The organism is Fusibacter ferrireducens, assembly GCF_015352425.1.
In the GTDB taxonomy this organism is placed as follows: Bacteria; Bacillota; Clostridia; order Peptostreptococcales; family Acidaminobacteraceae; genus Fusibacter_A; species Fusibacter_A ferrireducens.
The window spans coordinates 274,062-299,865 of record NZ_JADKNH010000002.1; the positions used below are offsets into that span (position 1 = coordinate 274,062).

Sequence of the window (25,804 nt, forward strand, 5' to 3'; positions counted from 1 at the left end):
GATAATACATTTTTAAATTAATCCAATCAAGCTTTCAATTATTTTTAATCCATTACATCAAATCATCAACTCATGCTACGATTTAATTGCAGATGTTCACTAATAGGTGTATTATTTAACTTAGGCAGGTGATAATTAATGAAATTAACGATGGGTGAAAAAATCCGTATTTTACTTAAAAGAAAGAATGTAACGATCATAGAACTTAGCAATCGGCTTGGCACCACGAATCAAAACATGGCGAATAAGCTCAAACGAGATAACTTCTCGATGAACGAATTGGATGCTATAGCAGAGGCGTTGAATTGCGAATTTGAGGGGTATTTTGTTGATAAGAATGGAGAAAGGATATGATTTAAAATGAGGAGGTGTTAAAATGTTTAATCCTGAACAACCAATACAATCATCTGAAGAAGATTTGCTTAATCGTCACCATTTTGCAAAAGCACTTAGTCAGTCAATTATTTCCTATAATTCTGATGAAAGCATTGTTGTAGGTTTGTATGGTCCTTGGGGATCTGGAAAAACTTCTTTGATTAATCTAATAACTGAGGAAACCGAAAAATGTAACCAAGAAAAAAGTAAAAACGAACAAACCATAATTATTAGATTCAATCCATGGAACTTTTCTGATCAGAATCAACTTATTGCTCAATTCTTCAAAGAGCTTTCGCTACAACTAAAAAGAAAAAACCATGCTGAAGATGCCATAAAAGCTGGAAATAAACTTGAAACGTATGCACAGTTCTTTTTACCGCTATCTCTAATTCCCCAAGTAACAGCACCCGCATTACTTCTTTCCCAAATTTTTAGTGGTGTTGGAAAATCTGCAGCTAGCTGGGGGAACAGGAATCAAAAAGACTTATTTGAGATTAGGTCTGAATTAAATACTTTGCTTAAACCACTTAAAAGCAAGATACTAATTATTATTGATGATGTTGATCGCCTTAATAACACTGAGATTCGGCAAGTGTTTCAACTAATCAAATCTCTTGGTGATTTTCCAAATACAATATATGTTGTAGCTTTTGATAAAAATATCGTTGTTAATGCACTCAAGAAAGTCCAAGAAGGGTCTGGGGAAGAATATTTGGAGAAGATGATTCAAATACCATTTGAAATACCACCAATTTCACAAAACGATGTAGAAAAACTACTCTTCTCTGAAATCGATAAAATAATTAAAGATATTCCGGAAAACAAATGGAATAGTACATATTGGGGAAATATGTATCATAGTGGTATTAAGTACTTCTTTAAGAATTTGCGTGATGTTACCCGATATATAAATTCACTCAGATTTGGATTTGGTATTGTAAAACACGAAGTTAATCCAATTGATTTTATTGCATTAACTTGCCTGCAAGTATTTACACCAGACCTTTACAATGGCATTCGTTCTAACAAAGATATATTTTCTGGTGTATATTCAGGTTATGGAGATAATTCTCGACAGAAAGAAAGGGATAAACTAACTTGTGATAAATTACTCTCTGAGGTCAATGAAATCTACTCAGGATTTGCACAAGAGTTTTTAACAAGGCTATTTCCAAAGTTAGATGCTATATATGGCAATATGAATTATGGCTATGATTGGATTGGCTCTTGGAGAAAAGAAGGACGTATATGTAGTCCAGATATATTCGATGTATTTTTCAAACTACAAATTCCAATAAGTGATATTTCAATATCAAAGCTTGAAAGAATTTTACTACTTGATTTTAAAAAAGAAAAATTCCACGATGATATTGTAAATCTAATCTCCTCAAATGAGATAGTTCGCTTTCTTGAGAGAACTGAAGATTATACATCAGAGGACATTGACACAAATAGTATTGGACCAATACTGGATGCACTTTATGATTTAGGTGATACAATTCCAGATAATCAAAGTCATCACTTTGGGATGATTGACATTCCATTAAGAATTTTTAGAATAACATTGCAACTTCTAAAACGTATAGAGAATAAAGATAATCGATTTTCACTATTAGAACATGCTTTCTTAGAAGCTAATAACAGTATAAGCGTTATAGTTGAATGTGTGTCTCTACTAGGTCATGATCATGGTAAGTTTACAGACAAACCCGCTAAACCAATAGACGATCAGTTAATTGATTTGAACGCTCTCAATCAACTCGAATTAATAACAGCTAATAAAGTTAAAGATTGGGTGAGCAATTCAGGATTATTTAGGATAAAACGACTTCCTTATGTTTTGTATAGACTTAAAGAGTGGGAACCAGATCTTGACTTAAGAGCATTTGTAAGCGCATTAATACATGACGACCTTGATTTAATCAAATTTATGGAAACTTCATTATATCGTACTACTAGTCAAGGAATGTCTGATTATGTTGCAAGAGTTAATTGGAATATCAGAATCGAATCATTAAAGGATTTCATAGATGTAGAAGATGCCAACAATAGACTAAAAAAATTCAAAATGTCTAATGAATATTGCAAATTAAGTGATAGACATCAACTAGCGCTAGATACTTTTCTAGATACTTTTTCTGGAAAAATCAACGATGATTTCGCTTTCTAGACACTAAAAAACCCTAGATTCTAATCACTGAATCTAGGGCATTTTACTATCTAAATTTCCAATTTTAACTCTCAAAACCGACTACCGGTAGACGTGTTCCCACGTACCATGTCATATAACGACTTTAATTCTGATACTACTTTTTAGGTCTTTTTGATGGTAATTTTCGCTATTTTTACTGAAACTAAAGAACTCATAAAAGTGCTTGAACTCTAGTAAAATCAAGGGTTTCGGCGTTGTAGTTTTACCACCGTCTCTACATGCCACGTCCCCGGGAACATGTCCACAGGCTGAATCTCTTCCACCTTGTAACCACCTGCCACAAGCACTTTTAAGTCCCGTGCTAAAGACAGCGGATTACAAGAAATATAGACCACTTTCTTTGGTGATAGCGTCACCAATGCGTTTAAAAAGCGCTCATCACTGCCGCTTCTCGGTGGGTCCATAAAGACCACATCCAGATGCTCACCTTCTTTGGCCACATCTCTCATAAAATCACCAGCATCGCCATTGTAAAATCTTGCGTTTTTAATGTTATTGCGTTTTGCATTTGAAATGGCATCTCTCACCGCATCATTGTTGAGTTCAATACCCACCACGTGATTGGCTTTGCGACTTGCGATTAGAGAGATCGTACCGATACCACTGTAAGCATCCAGTACCACTTCTTTGTCCCTTAAATCTGCCATTTCAATTGCTTTATTATATAAAATTTCCGTTTGGATTGGATTCACTTGATAAAACGATTTGGATGAAATTCTAAAAACCGTGTCACAGAGCGTATCCTCTATGAAACCTTTGCCAAATAAAACAACTTCTTTATCACCTAAGACCATACTGGTCTTTTTAGGATTCACATTTTGAACGATGGTCTTGATCTCTGGATGTGCCTCAGTAAGCGCTTTGACAAAGTGGTTCTTCTCTGGAAACATCGGACTCACCACGACAAGCACCACCATCACTTCACCACTCACATGACCCGTTCTAATGAGCACATGACGTAAAAAGCCTTTTTCAGCATCTTCATCATAGGGCATCATTTTAAACGATGGCATCAATTTCCTGATGGTCTCAATGATTGCGTTAGCACGCTCATCTTGAATGAGACAATCCTTCACTGAAACCACATTATGTGACTCTTCTTCAAAGATTCCCGATATGATTTTACTTTTAAAACCCAACGAGAAAGTAGAATGCACCTTATTGCGATAATGGGTTGGATTTTCCATACCAATAATTGGCGACACTTCGCCATATTCAGATAAAAGTGCATTCACTTTAGATTGCTTAAAGTGAAGCTGACCCGCATAAGATAAATGTTGAAGCTGACAGCCTCCGCAGTTGGCTGAAATCTCACAAGGAGATTCTACTCTGAAAGCATTGGCTTCTTTGACTTCTAAAAGGTTTACAAAACGTTTTCGACCCCTTGTGATCATTTCCACTAAAACTTCTTCGCCTTCAATTACGTTACTGAGAAAATACTTCTCCCCTTCTATTGTAACGATGCCTTTGCCATCTTGTGTCATATCAGAACACTTAACTATAAATCTTCTGTTTTCATCATCTTGAAAGGATGCGTCAGAGACTTGTGTTGCACCATAACCTTTGGACTTTCTTGGCCCTTTCTTGGATTTACTGCGATTCCATTTTTCTCTTTGAGGTGCCTCTATAGACCGACGAGATTCTGATGTTGAACTCGCATCTGAGCCAGACTTCACCTCTTTGGCTTTATATGGGTTGACTTTCTTAGTATATACATCTTTTGAATATCCTGATTTTTTAAAATCAGAATTCTTTCGATCTGATTTTTGAACATCCGATTTCTGACCTTTAAACGATTTGCCACCCTGTTTTTTAGAGTTTGAGCCAGGTTCTGACTGCCCTGATCTCTTGTCGAAGCCTTTAGCCTTAGATTTATCTGCTGGTTTATCTTCTAATCTGCTTGCTGATTTGCTTGCCGATTTACCTGCTGGTTTGCTTGCCGATTTACCCGATGGTTTCCCATTAGACGTATTCACCCATTTATCCGCAGATTGCTCTGTAGGTTGATTTGATGCTTTCACACCCGTTCTGCCAGCCGAAACTCTTTTTCTACGATGTGGCTTTTCTGATTTTATAAATCCTGATTTTGAACGCTCTGAACGTTCACCGGTTGATTGATCTTTTGACAAGGTTTCTTTTGATGATTTCCCTTTTCCAGATTTAACATTCGATGCTTTGTGCTTACTCGATTTTGGCGTATTAAATCCCATGCCTCTGCTTGAAGGCTTGCCATTTCCTTGTTGTGTTCCATTACTCATATGATTCACCATGATTTTCTCTAGAGAGTTATTTAACGTTACCCTTTAGTATACGCTATTCCTCATGCTTTTACTACATCTTTTGACGCGCATTTTGATTCTCCACAACTTTTATGGCCATAATGGTGCGATTTTGATGTATTTTTTTGATTTTAGTGTATACTCTTTATTATAGTTTTTAATAGGCGCCCAGTACGCCGCCTCTAGGATGCATTTAAAGTATTTGCACTAGATCACGTACATCATAATCACTTTTTTATGGATATTAATTTGTAGATATTAAAGGGACTAATTATGATATTGGATGTCTAAAGGTTAAAAATCGACTAAAGTGAATTTTTCTAACACCATTCTAATCTTTTTTTAATCAATTTGGGGTAATATTATTCATATTATTCATAAAGACTTAATATTTAATGTTTGGGAGGCACTACATGAATCAAAACGAAGAATTACAAAGCATACCCGAGCTTCAACAGCCAAAGAATATTTTAGGAAGGTGGGCTGCTTTTTTTATTGATCGATACAAGATTGTTTACTTGATTTTAGTTGCAATTGTTATCGTTGGCGTGAGCGCTTACTTTGGGCTCCCTAGAGAGTTGAATCCTGAAATTGTCTTGCCCTATGGACAAGTCTTTGTCATGTATCCTGGCGCTGCACCAGAAGAAGTTGAAACACTTATAACAGATGTTTTAGAGACAAAGCTCGAAGAAATTGAAGATGTTAAAATGCTGTCCTCATTTTCCTCCTCAGGCGCATCCAGCGTATGGCTTGAATTTGAACAAGGTGTGGACATGGAAAAGAAGATGAATGAAGTTCGAGAAAAGGCAAATTCTGCCTCTTTGGAATTTCCAGCCGATGCAGAAACACCTGTCGTCTCATCACTCGAATCCAACAACTCACCGATTATGATCATCAATCTCTCAGGAGATTATGATCTCGTCACCCTCAAAAGCATTGCAGAAGATATTAAACTCAGGCTTGAATCCAACAGCGATGTTTCCGAAGTTCTCATCATTGGCGGTCTTGAAAGAGAAATTAAAGTACATGTCAGTCCCCAAAAACTGGCTCTCTATGGCATTTCTCTAAACCAAATTAAGAACAGTATTGCACTTGCCAATTTAAACTATCCAGGGGGAACCGCCAAACTGGATGAAAAAACGTATAACATCAGAACTGTGGGCGAATTGCAATCTGTAGATGCACTAAATGATGTCATCATCGCTTACCACGGTGCAGGGCCTATTCGCATCAAAGATGTTGCCGTTGTGGAAGACGGTTACAAAGAAGTAGAGTCCTATTCAAGAATGTCCATAGGCCTTGATTCCAATCAACCTAGCATGAAGACCGCAGTGGCACTCTCTGTTAAAAAGAAGGAATCTGCAGATATCATTAAAACCAGCAGTATTGTCCGAGAAATTATCGACAGCGAAAAGGGCACTTTGTATCCTGAAGATCTTCAAGTTGAAGTCAGCGGTGACACGGCTGACTTTGTCAGAGACTCTCTTGGCGCAGTTACAAACAATGCGCTTTCGGGATTGTTCCTCGTTATCATCGTATTATTCTTGTTCATCGGTCTTAGAGAAGCGGGCATTGTTTCCATCGTTATACCATTAGCTATTATGATGACGCTCTATTTTCTCAATCTCATTGATATGACCTTGAACACCATTACGCTATTTTCAATGGTTCTCGCCGTGGGCATGCTCGTGGATAACGGTATTGTCATCATGGAAAATATAGACCGGCTTAGAAGCATGGGCATTGATGCTAAACTGGCTGCCGAAGCGGGTACAAATCAAATTGCACCTGCCATTATGGCATCCACGCTGACAACACTTGCGGCATTTTTCCCGATTGCACTGACGCCAGGTATTATGGGAGAATTCATTCGCTCCATACCGATTACAGTTATGTTAGCACTTGGCTCATCTTTTCTATTAGCGGTTACCGTAACGCCAGCCCTTTGTTCTAGGCTACTGTCTAAGCAGCATGAGGTGACTTTGGCTACGCCTAAAACGAGATCTCAGATTTCCAAGGTGCTTTCCGTGCTCCTTATTGTTGTTCTTTCAATGCAAGCTTTTAAAGATGACAACAGTTATGGTTTATTGTCTTTCCTATTTGCAATCCTCTTTGGAGGACTCATGTTTGCAAAAGTTTATCTTGGCAAAAAGAATAAAGGGCATCATCCGATTATAGAAGGTTATGGCGAAAGGCTCTATAAAATCGTCAGTAAAAGGTCTAAGAGATGGACTGTTATCATCGTGCTTATACTTGCATTCGTCACAAGTCTATCTCTAATTCCACTTGGGCTCTTGAAAGTGGAAATGTTCAGTCAAACCGATTATGAACGCCTCTATGTAGATATTAATACGCCAAAAGGTTCGACACTTGAACAAACCAATGCAGTGGTCTATAAAGTGGAAAAAGTATTGTTTGGCTACTCTGAAATTAAGACATTTGTTTCTAATGTAGGTATTACAGGTGCTGATAGCTTTAATTCTTTTGACGCTGCATCCGGCGGCGGCACACCAAATATCGCCAGAGTCACCATTGATCTTTGTAAAGAAGAAGAACGTTCACGGACTTCTATGGCACTTGCTGCGGAGCTCAGAGAAAAACTCAAATCCATTTCAGGTGCAGAGATCACTATTATCGAACTTGAAAGTGGCCCTCCAAGTGGCGGTCCAATTTCAATTGGCCTCATTGGGGAAGATCTCAATGAAATGGAAGGCGTCGCAAATGATTTCCAAAGCGTTCTTGATACCATACCGGGAACACGTGATACTGGAACATCCCTTTCCAGTGGCGGTCCTGAACTTGAAATATTTATTGACAAGGAAAAAGCGGCAAAATTTGGCCTTGATGAATTGACCATTTCATCGACAATCCGAAATACGGTCTCCGGCATTAAAGCCACAACTTATAGAAGCAATCAAGATGATATAGATGTCATGATCTATTCTGGTATGGATGATATCCACACTAAAAGGGATCTTGAATCACTTTACTTTTACAACAACGTTGGACAAGCTATAAAGTTTAGCCAAATCGCTCGTTTCCAAGAGAGTGAAGTTTCAGCCATGATTCGCCACGAGGAAGGAAAACGTCGCGTGAATATTACAGCTGAAACAGAAACAGATGCCAACACAGTGGAAATAATTGATCAGTTCAAAGCCAAGATTGCTGATTACAAATTGCCAAGTGGCGTGACAATCACTTACGGTGGAGAAATTGGCGATATGAAGGATTCATTTTTAGATATGTTTACCAACATGCTTATTGCAGCTATTCTGGTTTATCTGATATTGGCCGTTCAATTCAACTCGCTGACACAGCCTTTTATCATATTATTTGCTGTTCCGCTTGGGTTAATCGGCGTTATGCCGGGTCTATATCTCACTGGAAATAATTTTGGATTTCTCGCGTTCATCGGTGTAGTCGCCTTGGTTGGTATTGCAGTCAATGATGCCATTGTACTGGTGGATTATATCAACTATCTCCGCAGAAATGGCTACGAACTCCTCGATGCGGTTAGAGAAACCGGTAAAACTCGGTTTATGCCAGTACTTGCAACAACTATAACAACAGCTGGAGGTATTTTGCCCCTCACACTTAAACAAGAATTTTTTGAGCAAATGGGATTTGCGCTGATCTTCGGATTAATGATGTCCACTATATTGACATTGGTGGCAATTCCAACACTCTATACGATGTTAGAATCATTTAAACTCAATAGAATGAACAAAAGAGAAAAGAAAAAAGCAAGAAACGATGCAGCTCAAAATGCTGCAACAGTTTAGGAGGTCAATATGAAACGTTTTTTACTCATTGCCACATTAATGATTGCACTGACTGGATGTTCATCACAGCAGTCTGATACTGTCTCTCAGGAACCAGTCGAAAAAACGGTTGAGACCATTACAGTTGAAACAGATATTATAGGAGAAGCAGAAATTGTATCGGATCTGACAGTACCCGGACAGGTCAAAGCAGACAAAATTCAGTCAGTCGTATCCATTGTCAGCGGTCAAATTAACTTTATGGAAGCTGAAGTCGGAGATCGTGTTAAAACTGGAGATACACTTGTAAAACTTGATGATACGCTTCTTCAAATTAAGAAGCGCCAAGCTGAAATTGGGAACAAACTTTATAAGCTCTCTTTGGACTCGGCTCAACGTACTTTTAACAGAACGGATGAACTCTATAAATCTGGCAACGCAACTCAGTCTCAATTTGAAGATGTAAATGACCTTCTGACAAAAGCTCAATTGGATTATGCCAATGGAAAAGTCAATACGGATGAGCTCAATTATAATATGAATCACATGACTGTAAAAGCGCCTATGGATGGCATGATCTCAAAAAAATATCAACAGCTTGGCGTGTCGGTTGGCCCTGGCACACCACTGTACGACATTGTAGATATCACAACGCTCACTGTGGCATTCGGTGTCACGGAAAAAGATATCAATCGGCTTAAATCCGGACAATCCGTATCCGTCAATCTACCCACTCTGGGCATAGAAAAAACAGGGATCATCAAAGGGATCAGCCCCCTCTCCGATTCCGATCAAACTTACCCTGTAAGGGTGGAAATTGAGAATGACGATCTCAGCATAAAACCGGGTATGTTCGCAGAACTTAAAATCGTCACAGATGCACCGCGAAAAGTGATTGCTCTGCCTAAAGTTGCAGTCCTTCATGAAGAGGGTATCGATTACGTCTACCTTGTAAATGGCACAACAGCAACCAAACAAACCATTAAACTCGGCTCACCGTTTGAAGACCAATTCGAAGTACTCAGCGGTTTAAAACCAGGTGATCAAATCGTAACCTCAGGTCAAGCCTACTTAGAAGATGGCAATACCATCACGATCTCGCAATAGCATTGTGAAATCGTTACAGTTGAAATCAATATAAGTCAACACCTTAAAAAAGGATTTTATACTTTAATGAGCTCCCACCAAGCTAGATTTTAAATCTAACTTAGTTGGGAGCTCACCTTTTTTCAAGCACAAAATCCTTTTGGATTTCAGTATCTATTCATTGTTAAAGTCTATTTAATGATATTAAGCCGCAAATAAGAAAAAGCGCATGAGTTCATAAAAATCATTCGTTGTAAAGTTCACAGTGAAATCACTTTTTAATTTTGCGCCTGGAAAATGTGACATTTTCACTGCATCAACCGCCATTTTAAAGGTTATATCCAGCTGAAATTCCGATGGCATATCGGGAATAGAGCCTTTGTAATCTGATTTCAGTACCTTTTCAACCTCACTTTGTATTAGATGCACTGCTTTTCGAGGGGACATGTTAATCGTCGCACCACCCCAGCCATCTTTTACTGCCACAGTGCTGATGTTAGGGACTTGACTCTTAGCTGCCTCACACAAAACTTTATCGCCACTGATAAAAACAGATGGCACACCATAGTAAGCCGCTGTATACATGCACAATGTGAATTCACTAAAAATCTCTCCATTTAACTTTGTCTCTACTATTTTTCTGCCATTTGCCGTATGTGATAAGGGATTGCCTTGCACCATAGCCGCTGAATGATAACCAATGTATATCGCCGCATCAAAGGAATCATCTAAGCCATACATCATAAATTCCGGTGTTCCTGACCATCCTCTAATCAACACAGCATCTTCAATCAAACCATTGGGATCGATATTCGTCCCCAACTCATGTGAATCCTTCACAACAATATGAGTTGCCCCAGCATTTTTTGCCCCAATACAAGCTGCATTCACCTCTTGAGTCATTTGTTTAGTACTCGCTGTATAAGAAAGTTGACCTGAAAGAACTTCTTCTGCTCTTGTTGTGCCGCAAACGCCTTCAATATCTGTACTCAAAAATACTTTCATTGCATGCCTCCTTCTTCTCAAAAATGGATTGGTGTCTAAAAACTTTTCCATTTAATTTGACTCAAAATGGCTTATATTAGAACGATATATCAATACCAAGACCAGGTTTATCAAGAAGTGTAAATTGATCTTTGTCTCGTATAAAGCCACCCGTGATCCCTGTCTTGTCCTCATAAAACATAAAACTATCACAGTCCGCTTCAGTAATATTCTTGCGTGCCGCAATCAGGCTAAGTCCTGCTGTAATACCGATCCTCGTCTCCATCATACAGCCGACCATACACTGAACACCACTTGATTCTGCAATGTCACTGATCTTTAATCCTTGGAACATGCCACCACATTTCATCAATTTAATATTTAAAATGTCCGCACCACCTGCTCTGACAAATCTCTGGGCATCTTTGACGCCGTGAATGGACTCATCTAACATAAGCTTAATACCAGTTACTTTATTTCTCAAAAGTGCAGCACCCTCGCAATCCCAATACGGAAGACACTGTTCCACAGCTTCCACACCACTTTTTTTAAACCCCTCAATGGCCTTCAATGCTTTGGCAACGTCGTAGCCTTGATTCGCATCTACTCTAAGTCTGATATCTCTACCTACTTTACTTCGAATTAATGAAAGCGCATGCACATCTTGATCAGGATCAAGACCTGCTTTTATCTTCAAAATACCGAAACCATTTTCTTTTACATGGCGTTCAGCCATGTCTGCCATGATCTCTGGCTTATCAATACCAATGGTGATATCGTTCTGTATAACCGTCCTAAAACCGCCTAAAAGCTTGTGAATAGGTTTCCCAGTTGCCTTACCCATGATATCGTACATCGCCGTGTCCACTGCACACTTTGCCGATCCATTCCCATAGACAGCTTTATCCATAAAACTGTGAATATAATCTATATCAAAGGGATCCACGCCAATGAGTCCTGGTTTAAGTATCTCCAATACAGATATGACACTTTCAGCAGTTTCTCCAGTAACGGGTAAGAAAGGCGCGGCCTCACCATATCCCACTATCGATTCATCTGTTGTCACTTTGATAATAATATTTTCCATAAAATAACATTCTGTAAAAGCAATTTTAAAGGGCTCATAGAGTTCAAGCAGTTGCTTTTCCCAAATAATATCTGTAATCTTCATGTTTCTCCCTTCTAAAACGCGTCTTTACGCTCGAAATAAATCTTTTCCTCTGTTTCATAATCAAAACTTGCACTGAATCCAGTTACCTCGCCCTGTGGATTCGTATGCAGTTCCATTTCAAAAATAATGCCCTTCAAAAGCTGGGGCAGATCAAAAGTAAATAGTAGATGTGCATAATGCTCTGCTTTAAAAATACAATCATACATCTCAAGTATCAAATTACCCTCTTTTGTATCTACATCCACAACACCATATCCCGGATTGATATAGCGTCCACATGCTTTCTTAAGATCAATAGGACATGCCGAATTTTCTGGTTTTTCAGCTAATTTAGTTTCTATAAAAGCCATTCTTTTTTGCATTTCTTGATCAAAATAGGCCTCAAGGATAGTGCCCCAATCTTCTTTGCCCCCCAATAGATGTTCATAAGCGATAAAGCGCATAATAACCGCTGCCATGGACTGACCGGCATTGGTCAATATGGCACATGCAGCACCATCATCTGGTAAAATGAACTGATAAGACATAAAACCGTCTATATCACCACTATGCCCTACTGCTCTATGACCACGAAACATCTCTGTATTCAGGCCAAGACCATACCCTTTTGCTGCCAAGATGCCTTCCAATGGCTTGGGTACAGGTTGACGAATGACCATTTGAGTTGTCATCATCTCCTGACACATCTCTTCTGATAATATCTGTATGCCATTATAACGCCCTTTATTGAGAAGCATTACGTTCCATTTGGCTAACTCGGAAGTGGACATATAAAGACCTGCTGAGGCCACAGCGCCAAGCATATTCAAGTAAGGCACCATTTCCATTTTTCCCGTTATAGGATCTGGCTTATAGGGCCGAGCGCAATTGCCAAGTGCAATCGCTTCTTCTGTCGAAAAAGCCACTCGAGTAATGTCCAAAGGCTCAAAGATATTCTTTTTCATAATCTCTTGCCAATGTGTCCCAGCAACTCTTGTAATCAGGCAACCTGCCAGCACATACATATGATTGCTGTACTGCCATTTATACCGCAAGGGTTGATTGGGTTTTAGATCAGGCAATATGCCTATGATTTCATCTTCAGTCATCGTCGCAATGCGCGGATAGCAAGACAAATCATGTCGCTGTATGCCACTTCTATGACAAAGTATATCTCTAACCGTTAAATTTTCTGTCACATAATCATCATACATTCTAAATGTAGGCATCAGATCTATCACTTTGTCATCAAGTTTAAGCATCCCCTGATCTACCAAGGTACACAGAGTTCCTGCCACTAAGGATTTAGTACACGAAGCAATTCCGTATAGTGTCTCTTGATCCGCCATTGTACCAGTACATACATCACTCATGCCACTGGAGAAGTGCATATATTCGTTATTTGCGTACAGTGTCATACTGAAAGAAGGGATTTCCATTTTCTCTTTTAATTTCACTAGATGTTGTTCTAATTTTTGCAAATCCATCTGGGTCTCCTACTGTCTCTCAAATCTAATTTTGCTCTCTTTTATACCTTCAAAAGTAATTTCAAATGCAATGACATTGCCTTGAATATCTATATCTAGATTGGTCTCAATATACGTATTTGGGGTCAAATTCGTAGGTTCTAAAAAGAAATGTTGATGGGCATAATGAACGGCACTAAAAGTGTGTGTTCCAAATTGGATTACCAATTTGTCTAGATCCGCTTGAATCTCCATAGTGCCATAACCTGGATGACGATAAGTCCCCTCTGCACGTTTGAGTTCAACTGGACAAGGTGCGTTGTCCGGCTTCGAATGCTTGGCCTGTTCAATCATTTCGAGTTGTTGCTTTGTGACGCCATCTAAGAAAGTCGATATTTTTTCAAGCCAATCTTCGCCGCCACCAAGACAGTATTCTACAATCATATAGCTCATAATCGTAGCTCCACTATGATCGCCAAGGTTAGTGAGGACACTACAAGCAATGTCTTCCTCTGGCACAATCGTTTGATGCGCCGAAAACCCATCGATGTGACCACTGTGATAAACCATTCGTCGCCCTCTAAAAATTTCCATTTCTAAACCGAGTCCATAAGCTCTATTTTGAGTAAAGTCCTTAAGAGGTTCGATAATCGCATTATCACGATACATCTGTGGAGACATCATTTGATCACAAAGTGCTTTAGATATAATTTGCTTGCCTTCATAAACACCACCGTTCAATAACAGTGCATCCCATTTTGCCAAATCTGCAGAAGACATATAAATACATCCTGCCGATCCCATCACGCCAATATCCGCATGCGCAACAGCATCTATTCTATCGCTTTCTTCATTCAATATATATGGTATTGCACAGTTGTCATCCGATATGGCATCAGAGGTTGAAAGCGCCACACGATCTATCCCCAAAGGCATTAGAATATTCTTTCTGAGCACATCTCGCCATGTCTCCCCAGATACCCTCTCTATGAGATAGCCTGCAAGCGCATACATATGATTGCTGTATTGCCATTTATATCGAAAAGGCTGCGTCAAAGGTAAATATCTGAACATCTCAATGACTTCTTTTTCAGTTAAAGTGTCCAATCGAGAATACCATGAGAAATCATGTCCTCCAAGTCCAGAACGATGACACAGTATATCCCTAACCGTGAGATGATCTGTTACATAATAGTCTGCCATTTCAAATTCCGGTATATAGTCTCTCACTCGGTCCTCTAGACTGAGCATGCCCTTGTCTATTAGAGTACACAACGCACCCACAGTCAGCGACTTTGTACATGATCCAATCGCATAAAGCGTATTGTGATCCGTTTCTATTTGTCCGTCTAGGTCACGATAACCATATGATAAATGGGTGTATGTACCCTCTTTATAAAGAGTAACGCTATAGGCAGGGATTTGGAATCTTTCCTGTGCTTTATCCAGTAAAGCCTTAAGCGATTTCATATCTACTTCTGATGCGATTTCATTGCTTTCCATTTCACTAGATGCTGGTATTTCATTCATCTGTAACATTCTTTTTACTCCTTACTTAACCCGAATTATTCAGCATTTTTCCTGAATAATTCGGGTTGAATTCTATTTCACATCACATTCACAGTGTAAAAGCTATAAATCATCTTGGATTATTTCCATTTTAAATTGTATAAGCTATCATCTCTCACACTTGGCTCAAAACTTAAATCACTATTCCAAGCATACATGTTGACTTTGTTGAAGAGGTAAATATAAGCACAATCTTCATCCACAATATCAAGGACCTTCTCATAAATTGCAATCCGCTCTTCACCATCCATACAAACTTTAGCTTCTGCAAGTAAAGCATCGACTTCAGGGTTATTGTACTGTGCCATATTTAAATTGCCAATGAACTTAGAATTATAATAATTGTCTAAATGATCCATGCTGAGATTGTTGTTTTGCCCCATCGTCAACATGTTAAAACCACCTGTAAAAGCGTTTTGAACAACGACATTTCCTTCTAGAGAAGATACTGTACTGGTTATCCCCACATCTGCCAATTGTTGTTGTACAATTACTGCGATGTCTGCAAAATAGCTGCCGGCAATCGCTTGGATTTCACCAATATCCACACCATCTGGATAACCTGCTTCAGCCAATAATGCCTTAGCTCTCTCAGGATCATATGCAAATTCAGAAACGACATCAACATAGTCGTACATTAGTGAAGATGCTGACGAATAAGTTGGAATGCCTTTGCCATCCATAGCCATATTGACAATATCATCTCTATTGATTGCACAAGCAATCGCCTGACGCAAGAGCTTGTTTTTGAAAAGCTCTGATTGTGTATTCATTACCATATAGGATACATGTGCACTGCTGATTTCTGCTGTATCTATTGCCGAGTCAGACTTTAGATCATCCCAGTTCGGGGTATTTACCGATATGGCTAAATCAATTTCACCTGACTTTAATGCCGTGTAAATCGTATTTTCATCGTTAATTGGATATATTTTTATGGTTTTAAGTGCCGCTTCACCTAAACGATAATCTGGGTTCGCCACGAGGGTTACAGATTCATCCAATGTGTACTCTTTTAACATGAACGGTCCTGTACCACAGGTGTTAAAACCAAGCAAGCCATTTTCATCTTGATTTGCTTCAACGAATTTCTTGTTTACAATGAAGAGACTTGAAACCTTATCAATAAGCCCTGGGGTTGGGTCCGTAAAATGGATTGTAATACTACTATTTTCGTCATCTGCATCGATGCTTTTAAAAGTAGGCAATGCTTCTCCTATATAAGGGCTTGCAAGCAAACGGTCAAGAGAGAACTTGACATCTGTTGCCGTAAGTTTATCGCCATTAGTGAAAAACACGTCATCTCTAATGTTAAAAACAGCAGATAACCCATCTTCAGATACTGAATAACTTGTGGCGAGCACAGGTACTTCATTCATATCTTTGTCTATTTTATACAAGGTCTCATAGATTTGAGCACAGATAATGACCTCTGTGGTGAAAGTCGTATTATGAGGATCAACAGATGTAAATGTATCTGACGTACGCATATTTAGATCCGTTCTCTTAGCCTCGCCTTGCTCGTTTGTCTTTGTGTTTGAACCCTTTTGATCTGAATCTGCCCCCTGATCACCCCCACAACCAGCAAGAGAAAATACCAATGCAATAACCAACATAAGGGTTAAAATACGCTTAAACTTTGTTTTTTTCATGATTCGCCTCCATTTACTTTTATTGTATATTTTTTTACTACAAGTTAAATTATATTTATATTACCTCATAACACGCCATTTGTCAGCTGTTTTTTAACTTATAGTTAAATTTAATGTCACAATACTTGACAAAGATAGGATAATACGCAATTATATATATATATTATGAAAAGGCGGAGTATATATGAAATACGACTTGATAAGAAAGCTTAGAAAAGCAAATAAACTTACTTTAGTTGAATTAGGTGAAAAAACAGGCTATACGCCAAGTTTTCTCTCTCAAATTGAAAGGGGCTTAAAGGAACCATCTCTTGAAGCCATGCGCAAAATCGCCAATGCTCTTGACACTACAGTCATTGCTCTTCTTGAAGATGACAATACATCTACAGCAGAAAGAGCAAATGAAAATGGTGCTTATGCCATCATTCGTAGTAATAACCGCCGCAAGTTTACGATTGACGATATTCCTGGCTATGAGTTGATCACACCTCAAACTGCTGATAGCAGTCAGAAGTATGCCATGTACGGTTTGATCAGCACTTTAAAACCCAATGAATGGTCCAATAAACAACTTATTCGCCATGCTTTCGAAGAATGTTGCTACATTATCCGTGGTAAGATGAAAGCCTTTATAGGCGATGAAAGTTGTCTACTGAGCACTGGTGACAGTTTTTATATTAAGGGGTTTGTACCTCACAACTATTTAAATGTAGGCGATGAAGATCTTGTCATCCTTGCATTTCAATCCAAAATGTAGCTTACTCATATTAATTTCTTGATTAAGTCCTTATCTATTCTTGCCTATCCGTTCAATTGCATCTGTTATCCTGCTTGCGTCCGTGATCACATTTGAGTCAGTTGACACGTTTGCCATCTTGATAGACAGCAGATACACGGGTTAGCGCTTCAATATGCTCTAGAGGATTTCCATCAACGACGATAATGTCTGCAATATAGGACTCTTTTATCTGTCCAAGATTTTTAATGCCTAGATAATCTGCGCCATTCTTTGTTGCGCATTCAATTGCTTCTAAAGGTTTAAGACCGCATTTGACCAAATAAGCGCACTCAAGTGAAACCGGTGAGGCCCCCTCAAATTGGATACAATCTGTATCCGTTCCAGTTGCAATTCTCAAACCTGTATCGTATAACTGCTTTAAATTTTTCTGATATATTTCTACGCTCTCTTTTAAATACTTCACTTGACCCTTTAACATCTCATCTGTGACAGCCTCTGGTTTTTCAATCAGCTGATTGTATAGATAATTAAACACAAGAACGGTCGGTACCCATGTGATGTTCTGTTCTTTCATTTGAATGGCCTGTTCTTTAGTGAGATGCGTTCCGTGTTCAATAGAATCAAAACCCGCATCGATGCACATCTGTATAGAATCTCCATATCCAGCATGGGCTGCGATCTTCAGACCAAACCGATGTGATTCTTCTGCAGCGGCATTTAGCTCTTCTTGGCTCAATTCCTGCCCTCTGTATCCTTCACTGGTCAATACTTTTATACAATCTGCACCATTTTTTAAGTTTACTCTGATCGCCTTTCTTATGGCATCTACACCATCCACTTCGAGTACGCTTTCACTGTTGGGATCTGCACCGTGTCCCCCTGTCATACAAATGCCCTGAAGACTTGTAAAGATCCGTGGTGCTCTAATATGTCCATCTGCTGAAGCTTTTTTAAGTGCTGTCCCAAGACCGTAGGAAGATGACACATCTCTAATCGTTGTAACACCTTCTTTAAGTGTTTCGGACATCTTGCCGGCAGCATATAGCGTGCACAGTGAAGCACTATTATATTTTCCAATATACGAAGGATCTTGTGCCCATCCCAGATGCACATGAAGGTCAATCATACCAGGCATGATTGATGATCCGGGAAAATGTTCGATGGGCTCATCTGGATATTTCTTTTCCACATCACAACGCTTACCCACCATTTCAATGACGCCATCAACGATGTACACTGCACCATCCTCTATAACCGTTTTCCGATCGCCTACAATTAATCGATCTGCACTAATAATCATTTTCCCCTCCTGTCTCAGTTCTGATTCAACATTCCTTACTTTTGATTAAACAGCTCTTTTCTATGACACATACAAAAGTGCCCCTCGCCTCTATCTGAAAAGTCAGGTTTTACTTGATCACACTTGTCTATGCGATAGGGACATCTCGTGGCAAATCGGCACCCCTGTGGCATATCGTATGGAGATGGCAAGTCCCCTTCAAGGATGATGCGAGCTTTGTTGGCCTTCTCTGCTCTTGTAAAAGCAGGCGATGCAGATAAAAGTGCCACCGTATACGGATGCATTGGACGATCAAATATCTGTTCTCTCGTGCCATATTCAACAATTTCACCCAAGTACATCACAGCGACTTCGTCACTGATAAACCTTACAATATTCAAATCATGTGAAACAAACAAATAGGTGAGCCCCATCTCATCTTGCAAATCTTTAAGCAAATTTATAATTTGTGCTTGTATAGACACATCTAGAGCGGAGACGGCTTCATCAAGGACAATGAAATCAGGGTTCGTTGCAAGCGCACGGGCAATGCAAATGCGCTGTCTTTGGCCGCCTGAAAACTGATGCGCATAACGATATGCCTGATCGGGGAAAAGACCACATAACGTCATGAGATCATTCACCTTTGCCTCCAATTCATCACGGCTCTTTACCATGTTATAGGCAACCATGCCCTCAGAAATCAGATCATAAACATTCATTCTTGGATCAAGCGATGAAAACGGATCTTGAAACACCATTTGCATCCTCTTGCGCATTTCTCTACGCCTTTCCGATGACGCTGTGGACATACTTTCACCATCGAAGATGACCTCTCCCTGTGTCAATGGATTTAATCCGAGCAGTACTCTGCCCACTGTTGATTTCCCACAGCCTGACTCTCCAACAAGTCCAAGTGTTTTACCCTTTTTTATAGAGAAGCTTACGCCATCCACCGCTTTAACATTGTACATATTGCGGTTAAAAAATCCAGATTTAATAGGATAATATTTTTTTAAATTCTTTACTTCTATAAGTTCACTCATAGTCCACGTCTCATTCCTTTATATATTGCCAACAAGCTACGGTATGTCCCGGAGCATATGTTATCGCCTCAGGGAAACTTTTACGACACTGGTCCATAACGGCCTCACATCTCGGATGAAAAGGACATCCCTGTGGTTTGTTATTCAATGAAGGCACATTTCCTGGAATTACAGGCAACCTGTCTTCAACCATTTCGCCATGAGGGCGAGAAGCAATTAGACCTATTGTATAGGGGTGTTTAGCTTTTTCAAACATCGTATCTGTATCTGCACACTCTACGATCCGTCCACCATACATAACTGCGACGCGATCACTTACTTCACTGATAACGCCCAAATCATGCGTTATAAAAATATAAGAACAGCCAAACTCACCTTGAAGTTCTTTCATCAGATCAAGAATCTGTGCCTGAATGGTCACATCCAGAGCGGTGGTTGGCTCATCGGCTATGATCAACTTGGAGTTGGTGATGAGCGCCATGGCTATCATAACGCGCTGACGCATTCCGCCTGATAGACTAAAGGGATACCGCATCAGAACTTCATTGGGATTTGGAATCTTAACCTTTTCAAGATAATGAGCACATTGTTTAAGCGCTTCCTTCTTACTGATTTTCACATGAAGCCTCAATGCCTCGCTCATTTGATTGCCAATGGTATAAAGTGGATTTAATGCCGTCATGGGCTCTTGAAAGATATAGGCGATTTCCTTGCCTCTAATCTCTTGAAGTGCTTTATCTGACAGTGACAGTGTATTGACATCCTCAAAGCATATTTTGCCATCTTCATAGATGACATTATTCCCTTGAATCAATTTCATAATGGACATACATGTGATGCTCTTGCCACAACCAGATTCCCCAACGATGCCCAAAGTCTCCCCACGATACACTTTAAAAGAGACATCTTCCACGGCATTTAAAATCGCCTTATCCGTCTTAAAGTTAACCCGTAGGTGCTCTACACTGAGCAATACTTCTTTTTGATTGTCATTTTCTTTTCGAATTGTATTCATAACACACCTCAAGTTCTTAATCTGGGATCTAAAGCATCACGAAGGCCATCACCGACTAGATTCAGTGATAAAGCACTAAGAGCAATAGCTGAACCAGGAAATATCAAGAGATAGGGTTGCTTAAACATATAGTCCTTTGCATCATTAAGCATTGCGCCCCATTCTGGCGTTGGCGCCTGAACGCCCATGCCTATAAACGAAAGACCCGCTGCAGCAAGCATCATACTCGCGACATTCATACTCGCTTGAACCAATATTGGTCCCATTGCATTCGGTAGAATATGTCGAAACATAATCACGCCATTTCTACTGCCACACATGCGAGCCGCATAAATGTATTCCTGCTCAACAATGGATAGAATCACCGATCGTACCACACGTATATAACCAGGTATGCTAATTGCTGTAATGGCTATAATGAGATTCGTCATATTGGCACCTAGAGCGGCTACCACTGCCAGAGCAAAAAGCAATGGCGGTATACTCACTGCCACATCACACAGGCGCATCACGATGGTATCGAATTTCCCACCAAAATAGCCACAGCATATGCCAATAAAACCACCAATTAAAACAGAAAAAAACGTTGTCAACACGCCTAAAGATAGTGAGCGTCTACTGCCATGTACAATTCTAGCAAACACATCCCGTCCTAACCTATCTGTTCCAAAAAAATGTTGGCTGCTTGGATTTTGAAGGCGTTCAGCACTGCTTTGATCAATTGCAGCATCATAGGGGATAATCCAATCTGCAAATACCGCCACTAAGACAAAAATCATGAGTATGATCAACCCCAAAACGGCAGCCTTATTTTTCTTATAAAGAGACCAATTTTCAAAGAATCGTTCTCCCTTACTTTTACTTTTAATATATTCCGTCTTTTCAATTTCTTTCATATCCCTCACCTCTTATCCTATTGATCTCTCACGAATTCGAGGATCAATGATCGCACATAGAATATCCACAAGAATCATAATCAGACAGAAAGCTAAAGAAAGCAACACCGTAGACGACATTACAACAGGTATATCCTTAGCTCTAATTGCTGTGAGCATATAAGTGCCCATACCCGGTATTGCAAAGACGCTTTCTATGATAACAGTTCCCCCCATAACGGTTCCAGCACTCATGCCCATAACCGTGATCACAGGCAAAATAGCATTTTTCAATGCGTGTTTCCAGTAAATTCGATTCTTGGAACAACCTTTAGCAGTGGCAGTTCGGATATAATCTTGTCTTATTGCATCGAGCATTGTACTGCGTGTCAGCCTCAATAAGGAAACACTTGTCGCAACGGTTAGAGTTGCCACCGGCATTACAAAATGCTTAAAGGAAGAAGCCCCAAAGGTTGGAAGCCAACCGAGCTTTAACCCAAATACATAGATCAATATCATGCCCAGAAAAAATCCAGGTATAGATGCAAAGAGAATTGCAGTCACTGAACTGAATGTATCCACCAGAGAGTATTGCCTAACAGCGGCTAATATTCCCAGCGAAATGCCAATAATAGAGGATAGTACAAAAGCAGATAAACCAATTTTTAAAGTATTTGGAATTCTGCTGACAAGTTCCTCAGTAAATGGCCTTCTCGTACGATATGAAGTGCCCAGATCACCATGACTCAAATCTATACAGTACTCCCCAAAACGTGTAAAAAAGGGTTTATCATAGCCTAGTTCATGATTCAATTGATCCACTTGTTCCTGTTTTGCGTTCATGCCCAATATTTGACGTCCTGGATCTCCTGGTGTAAGATTCATAATACTAAACACGATGAGGATGCCACCAAGCAAGGTAGGCACAATAAAAAGCAATCGCTTAAAAATGTATTTTAACACTGTTTTTTCAACCCCTTTCAATTTTAGAAAGACAATTCAATACCTAACCCTGGCTTATCCAACAATGTAAATTTGTCCTTTTCTCGTTCAAATCCGCCAGTAATTCCCAACTTTGAATTATCAAAGAACATAAAACTATCACAATCCGCTTCAGTGATATTTTTGCGCGCTGCAACCAGACTTATGCCAGCAGTGAGAGCAATCTTTGTCTCTAGCATACAGCCAACCATGCACGTTACACCACTGGCTTCAGCTATATTGTTTATCTTAAGACCCTGAAGAAGGCCGCCGCATTTCATCAATTTGATGTTGAGGATATCCGCACTGCCTGCGCTTACAAATCTTTGAGCATCTTTAGTGCTATGAATGGACTCATCTACCATCAATTTTATCCCCGATACATTGGATCTTAGAAGAGCAGCGCCGTCGCAATCCCAATATGGCAAACACTGTTCTACCGCCTCAACACCGTATTTTTTAAACCCTTCTATAGCATACAACGCCTGAGCAACATCGTAACCCTGATTCGCATCAACTCTGAGTCGAATATTTTGACCTACTTTTTTTCTAATCAATGCCATTGTGCGAATATCTTCATCCGCATTGATGCCAGCCTTGATCTTAAGAATATGGAATCCCTCTTCTTTGACATATCGCTCTGCTATTGTACTCATTTCTTCTGGGGTACTTATGCCAATGGTGATATCATTCTGTATTGCTCGCCGACTGCCTCCTAAGAGTTTATACACTGGCAAACCTACAAATTTGCCCATAATATCATAAACCGCAATATCTATTGCACATTTGGCCGAGCCATTGCCATAAACTACCTTATCCATATAACTGTGAATGGATTCAATATCAAAAGGATCTTGCCCTATTAGGCCGGGCTTTAGCAATTCTAGTACTGCGATGACACCATCTGCAGTTTCACCCGTTACAGGTAAAAAAGGAGCTGCTTCACCATAGCCAACGATACCTTCATCAGTGGCTATTTTTATGATAATATTGTCCACATAGTCAAACGCCGTAAAAGCAATCTTAAATGAATCCATTAATTTTATCCGCAATTTCTCAAATGTTACATTTGTTATCTTCATATGATCTATTTTTGCCCTCCCCCAAGTTATTTCGGATCATTTGGTAAAACGTCTTTAATGTTGAATTTATTAAACAAATTTATTAAACAAACACAACAATTTAACTATGAGTTAAATTATATTTATAATATACTATGCGCTTTTCATTGTCAACATCGTTTTAACTCACAGTTAAATTGATTACACCTCTCAAATCCAGTCCATGAGCGTTTTTCTTTCAAAAAACACATATTGCAGAAAAAATCTATATTATAGAAGAAAAGACATATGACCTCATAACCTGAAAAAAAACATCACCAACTTTTAAAGCGTCGGTGATGTTTCTTTTTTTTATTTTTGCATATGATTCTTTTTCATATGAATTATTAATCTTTTGAATAGCCTCTAATAAGCTTGTATTATAGACTTTCTGAGTTATCCTTTTACACTGCCGAGTGCTACCCCTTCTACAATGTATTTAGACAATAAGAAGTAAACAATAAATATAGGTAAAACCGTCAGTGCCAATCCAAGATAAACAGCACCATACTCAGTTTTATAGATATCTCCTCTTAAAAGACTTACCATAATAGGCATGGTATATTTTTCACTCTTAGTCAATAAAATCAGAGGTAAAAATAGATTGTTCCAGCTTGAAACAAATGTGAAAATAGCTTGTGTAGCCATTGCCGGTTTCATAATTGGCAAAACGATTTTATTAAAAGTATAGAATTCACCCGCTCCATCAATGCGTGCAGCTTCCACCAATTCCAGTGGCAACGATGCCAACATAAACTGTCTCATAAAGAAAACAGCTGCTGGTGTTGCTATTGTCGGCAAGATTAATGCAAGGAAATTATTCGTCAAACCAATTTTATACATGAACTGATAAAAACCGATACTTGAAACTTGCGCTGGGATCATCATAACTGCCATGATAAAAGTAAAGAATGAACCTCTTAGTTTCCAATTGTATGCTACCAATGCATACGCTGTTAATGCTGAAAAATAAATTGTAAATATTGTCGATGAAGTGGAAATAATAGTCGAATTTATTAGACCCCTTAAAGGATCAAAAGTTTTTCCAAGTAAAATTTGAACATTGCTCCATAAAAATTTGGAAGGTATAAATGAAAGTGCATCTTGTTGTATTTGAAAAGTACTTCTTGTGGCATTGACAATCATAATCCAAAAAGGCAATATACTCAAGACAACTAATATGCCGCATACTGTATAAGCAATAATCTTAAAAAGAATAGATTCACGTTTCTTGTTCTTTTTCATTATCCTCTTGCCTCCTGACTCTTTTTATATTCTTTTCTCATTTTTCTATTTAATTTACGTCTTTCTATTTCATCTTTATCTCGGAGTAAATAGAATAAAATGGCTGAGAAAAAGGCTATGATTAAGAACATAATCATACTTGCTGCAGCGGCCCGATTGTAGAGATAACTGCCACTAAATGCTTGGTTATAGATGAATACGCTTGTTGTTAAAGTCGCATTATCTGGTCCACCTTGCATGAACATTTTCGGAATATCGTACATGTTCAAACCACCGATTAAACTAGTAATCAATACATAGAGTAAGATCGTCTTTAAATTTGGAAGTGTAATATATAAAAAAGCTTGCAATCCTGTAGTACCATCGATTTCTGCAGCTTCGTAGATATCTGGGCTAATTCCTAAAACACCTGAAACGAGAATAATCATCGTATAACCATACCACATCCAAAATTGAATAAAGGAAACAATCGCCCTAGATGTGGATTTACTGATGAGAAAATAAACAGGTTCATCAACGATACCAAGCTTTAACAGTAAACTATTTACTGGACCCACTGGATATCCGAATAGCGAATAGAATAAAATAGCGATACTTGCCGCTGTAATGATGTTAGGCAAATAAAAAATAACTTTAAATAGTCCCTTTCCTCTTAATTTATTACGTCTTGATGTGAACCATGCGGTTAAAACCAATGCCAATAATATCTGAGGAATGAAGTTCGCAGTCCAAATAACAAAAGTATTGTATAGAGACTGTCTGAAAGAGCCATTATTCAAGATCAGTGTAAAGTTATGAAAGGGATTATCGAGAATATGCCACGTCTTTGCGCCAAGACCCTTAAAATCCGTAAAACCTAATAATGCTGTATAAAGAATAGGATATAATGAAAAGATGAGAAATACTGCTGCAAATGGAATACTAAAAATATATCCGTATTTTGCATAGCTGACGCTTTTTTTGCGTTTCAATGACAGGTCACCTCCT

General features: G+C 38.9%; 19 protein-coding genes and 1 pseudogene. 5 read left to right on the forward strand and 15 right to left on the reverse strand.

Annotated elements, in window-relative coordinates:
* Positions 1–138: 138 nt before the first annotated feature.
* Together ISU02_RS04325 and ISU02_RS04330 are read left to right on the forward strand one after the other, a co-directional pair.
* A complete protein-coding gene (locus tag ISU02_RS04325; protein WP_194700558.1) occupies positions 139–354 on the forward strand; it encodes a helix-turn-helix domain-containing protein in 216 nt (71 codons plus the stop codon).
* A 22-nt stretch (positions 355–376) separates the two neighbouring features.
* Entirely contained in the window at positions 377–2,548 is a 2,172-nt protein-coding gene (locus ISU02_RS04330) for a KAP family P-loop NTPase fold protein (protein WP_194700559.1), read from the forward strand.
* A 221-nt stretch (positions 2,549–2,769) separates the two neighbouring features.
* On the opposite strand, the gene rlmD is transcribed toward ISU02_RS04330, so the two are convergent.
* Positions 2,770–4,848: a 23S rRNA (uracil(1939)-C(5))-methyltransferase RlmD gene (rlmD, locus tag ISU02_RS23840; RefSeq protein WP_228727719.1), complete on the reverse strand. Its 2,079-nt coding sequence runs from the start codon at positions 4,846–4,848 to the stop codon at positions 2,770–2,772.
* Positions 4,849–5,282: 434 nt separating this feature from the next.
* Here rlmD and ISU02_RS04340 point away from each other — a divergent pair, with 434 nt between their 5' ends.
* Both ISU02_RS04340 and ISU02_RS04345 read left to right on the forward strand, forming a co-directional pair.
* Positions 5,283–8,651 (forward strand): efflux RND transporter permease subunit, encoded by a 3,369-nt coding sequence (locus tag ISU02_RS04340; RefSeq protein ID WP_194700560.1) that lies wholly within the window; start codon positions 5,283–5,285, stop codon positions 8,649–8,651.
* A gap of 9 nt (positions 8,652–8,660) precedes the next feature.
* A complete protein-coding gene (locus tag ISU02_RS04345) occupies positions 8,661–9,737 on the forward strand; it encodes an efflux RND transporter periplasmic adaptor subunit (RefSeq protein WP_194700561.1) in 1,077 nt (358 codons plus the stop codon).
* Between the two features lie 183 nt (positions 9,738–9,920).
* On the opposite strand, the gene ISU02_RS04350 is transcribed toward ISU02_RS04345, so the two are convergent.
* From ISU02_RS04350 to ISU02_RS04370, 5 genes are all read right to left on the reverse strand, one after another.
* Positions 9,921–10,721, reverse strand: coding sequence for a M55 family metallopeptidase (locus ISU02_RS04350; RefSeq protein WP_194700562.1), 801 nt, complete (start codon positions 10,719–10,721; stop codon positions 9,921–9,923).
* A 76-nt stretch (positions 10,722–10,797) separates the two neighbouring features.
* Positions 10,798–11,871, reverse strand: coding sequence for a mandelate racemase/muconate lactonizing enzyme family protein (locus tag ISU02_RS04355; RefSeq protein WP_194700563.1), 1,074 nt, complete (start codon positions 11,869–11,871; stop codon positions 10,798–10,800).
* A gap of 11 nt (positions 11,872–11,882) precedes the next feature.
* Positions 11,883–13,337, reverse strand: a complete 1,455-nt coding sequence (locus tag ISU02_RS04360) for a serine hydrolase (protein WP_194700564.1) — start codon at positions 13,335–13,337, stop codon at positions 11,883–11,885.
* A gap of 9 nt (positions 13,338–13,346) precedes the next feature.
* Positions 13,347–14,855 (reverse strand): serine hydrolase, encoded by a 1,509-nt coding sequence (locus ISU02_RS04365; RefSeq protein ID WP_194700565.1) that lies wholly within the window; start codon positions 14,853–14,855, stop codon positions 13,347–13,349.
* 110 nt (positions 14,856–14,965) lie between these two features.
* Positions 14,966–16,537: an ABC transporter substrate-binding protein gene (locus ISU02_RS04370; RefSeq protein WP_194700566.1), complete on the reverse strand. Its 1,572-nt coding sequence runs from the start codon at positions 16,535–16,537 to the stop codon at positions 14,966–14,968.
* Between the two features lie 184 nt (positions 16,538–16,721).
* On the opposite strand from ISU02_RS04370, the gene ISU02_RS04375 reads away from it, so the two are divergent.
* On the forward strand, positions 16,722–17,294 hold the full coding sequence (locus tag ISU02_RS04375; RefSeq protein ID WP_194700567.1) for a helix-turn-helix domain-containing protein: 573 nt from the start codon (positions 16,722–16,724) through the stop codon (positions 17,292–17,294).
* Positions 17,295–17,391: 97 nt separating this feature from the next.
* On the opposite strand, the gene ISU02_RS04380 is transcribed toward ISU02_RS04375, so the two are convergent.
* From ISU02_RS04380 to ISU02_RS04415, 9 genes and pseudogenes are all read right to left on the reverse strand, one after another.
* The gene (locus tag ISU02_RS04380) at positions 17,392–18,576 is read right to left on the reverse strand and encodes an amidohydrolase family protein (RefSeq protein ID WP_194700568.1); all 1,185 of its coding nucleotides are present in this window, start codon (positions 18,574–18,576) and stop codon (positions 17,392–17,394) included.
* A gap of 35 nt (positions 18,577–18,611) precedes the next feature.
* On the reverse strand, positions 18,612–18,989 hold the full coding sequence (locus ISU02_RS24445; protein ID WP_407646413.1) for an oligopeptide/dipeptide ABC transporter ATP-binding protein: 378 nt from the start codon (positions 18,987–18,989) through the stop codon (positions 18,612–18,614).
* 123 nt (positions 18,990–19,112) lie between these two features.
* Positions 19,113–19,601, reverse strand: a pseudogene (locus tag ISU02_RS24450) (ATP-binding cassette domain-containing protein); the annotation flags it as partial.
* A 10-nt stretch (positions 19,602–19,611) separates the two neighbouring features.
* Positions 19,612–20,616 carry an ABC transporter ATP-binding protein gene (locus tag ISU02_RS04390; RefSeq protein ID WP_194700570.1) on the reverse strand — a complete coding sequence of 335 codons (1,005 nt, stop codon included), beginning with the start codon at positions 20,614–20,616 and terminating at the stop codon, positions 19,612–19,614.
* Between the two features lie 8 nt (positions 20,617–20,624).
* On the reverse strand, positions 20,625–21,512 hold the full coding sequence (locus ISU02_RS04395) for an ABC transporter permease (RefSeq protein ID WP_194700571.1): 888 nt from the start codon (positions 21,510–21,512) through the stop codon (positions 20,625–20,627).
* A gap of 12 nt (positions 21,513–21,524) precedes the next feature.
* On the reverse strand, positions 21,525–22,454 hold the full coding sequence (locus ISU02_RS04400) for an ABC transporter permease (protein ID WP_194700572.1): 930 nt from the start codon (positions 22,452–22,454) through the stop codon (positions 21,525–21,527).
* A 23-nt stretch (positions 22,455–22,477) separates the two neighbouring features.
* Positions 22,478–23,509, reverse strand: coding sequence for a mandelate racemase/muconate lactonizing enzyme family protein (locus ISU02_RS04405; RefSeq protein WP_407646407.1), 1,032 nt, complete (start codon positions 23,507–23,509; stop codon positions 22,478–22,480).
* Positions 23,510–23,968: 459 nt separating this feature from the next.
* The gene (locus ISU02_RS04410) at positions 23,969–24,817 is read right to left on the reverse strand and encodes a carbohydrate ABC transporter permease (RefSeq protein ID WP_194700574.1); all 849 of its coding nucleotides are present in this window, start codon (positions 24,815–24,817) and stop codon (positions 23,969–23,971) included.
* Positions 24,817–25,788, reverse strand: a complete 972-nt coding sequence (locus ISU02_RS04415) for a carbohydrate ABC transporter permease (RefSeq protein ID WP_194700575.1) — start codon at positions 25,786–25,788, stop codon at positions 24,817–24,819. Before ISU02_RS04415 ends, ISU02_RS04410 begins: the two co-directional genes overlap by 1 nt.
* Positions 25,789–25,804: the final 16 nt, after the last annotated feature.

Coding starts and splice junctions, on each gene's coding strand:
- ISU02_RS04325 (WP_194700558.1), top strand. CDS start 139: ATGAAATTAACGATGGGTGAAAAAATCCGTATTTTACTTAAAAGAAAG.
- ISU02_RS04330 (WP_194700559.1), top strand. CDS start 377: ATGTTTAATCCTGAACAACCAATACAATCATCTGAAGAAGATTTGCTT.
- rlmD (WP_228727719.1), bottom strand. CDS start 4,848: ATGAGTAATGGAACACAACAAGGAAATGGCAAGCCTTCAAGCAGAGGC.
- ISU02_RS04340 (WP_194700560.1), top strand. CDS start 5,283: ATGAATCAAAACGAAGAATTACAAAGCATACCCGAGCTTCAACAGCCA.
- ISU02_RS04345 (WP_194700561.1), top strand. CDS start 8,661: ATGAAACGTTTTTTACTCATTGCCACATTAATGATTGCACTGACTGGA.
- ISU02_RS04350 (WP_194700562.1), bottom strand. CDS start 10,721: ATGAAAGTATTTTTGAGTACAGATATTGAAGGCGTTTGCGGCACAACA.
- ISU02_RS04355 (WP_194700563.1), bottom strand. CDS start 11,871: ATGAAGATTACAGATATTATTTGGGAAAAGCAACTGCTTGAACTCTAT.
- ISU02_RS04360 (WP_194700564.1), bottom strand. CDS start 13,337: ATGGATTTGCAAAAATTAGAACAACATCTAGTGAAATTAAAAGAGAAA.
- ISU02_RS04365 (WP_194700565.1), bottom strand. CDS start 14,855: ATGTTACAGATGAATGAAATACCAGCATCTAGTGAAATGGAAAGCAAT.
- ISU02_RS04370 (WP_194700566.1), bottom strand. CDS start 16,537: ATGAAAAAAACAAAGTTTAAGCGTATTTTAACCCTTATGTTGGTTATT.
- ISU02_RS04375 (WP_194700567.1), top strand. CDS start 16,722: ATGAAATACGACTTGATAAGAAAGCTTAGAAAAGCAAATAAACTTACT.
- ISU02_RS04380 (WP_194700568.1), bottom strand. CDS start 18,576: ATGATTATTAGTGCAGATCGATTAATTGTAGGCGATCGGAAAACGGTT.
- ISU02_RS24445 (WP_407646413.1), bottom strand. CDS start 18,989: ATGGGGCTCACCTATTTGTTTGTTTCACATGATTTGAATATTGTAAGG.
- ISU02_RS04390 (WP_194700570.1), bottom strand. CDS start 20,616: ATGAATACAATTCGAAAAGAAAATGACAATCAAAAAGAAGTATTGCTC.
- ISU02_RS04395 (WP_194700571.1), bottom strand. CDS start 21,512: ATGAAAGAAATTGAAAAGACGGAATATATTAAAAGTAAAAGTAAGGGA.
- ISU02_RS04405 (WP_407646407.1), bottom strand. CDS start 23,509: ATGGATTCATTTAAGATTGCTTTTACGGCGTTTGACTATGTGGACAAT.
- ISU02_RS04410 (WP_194700574.1), bottom strand. CDS start 24,817: ATGAAAAAGAACAAGAAACGTGAATCTATTCTTTTTAAGATTATTGCT.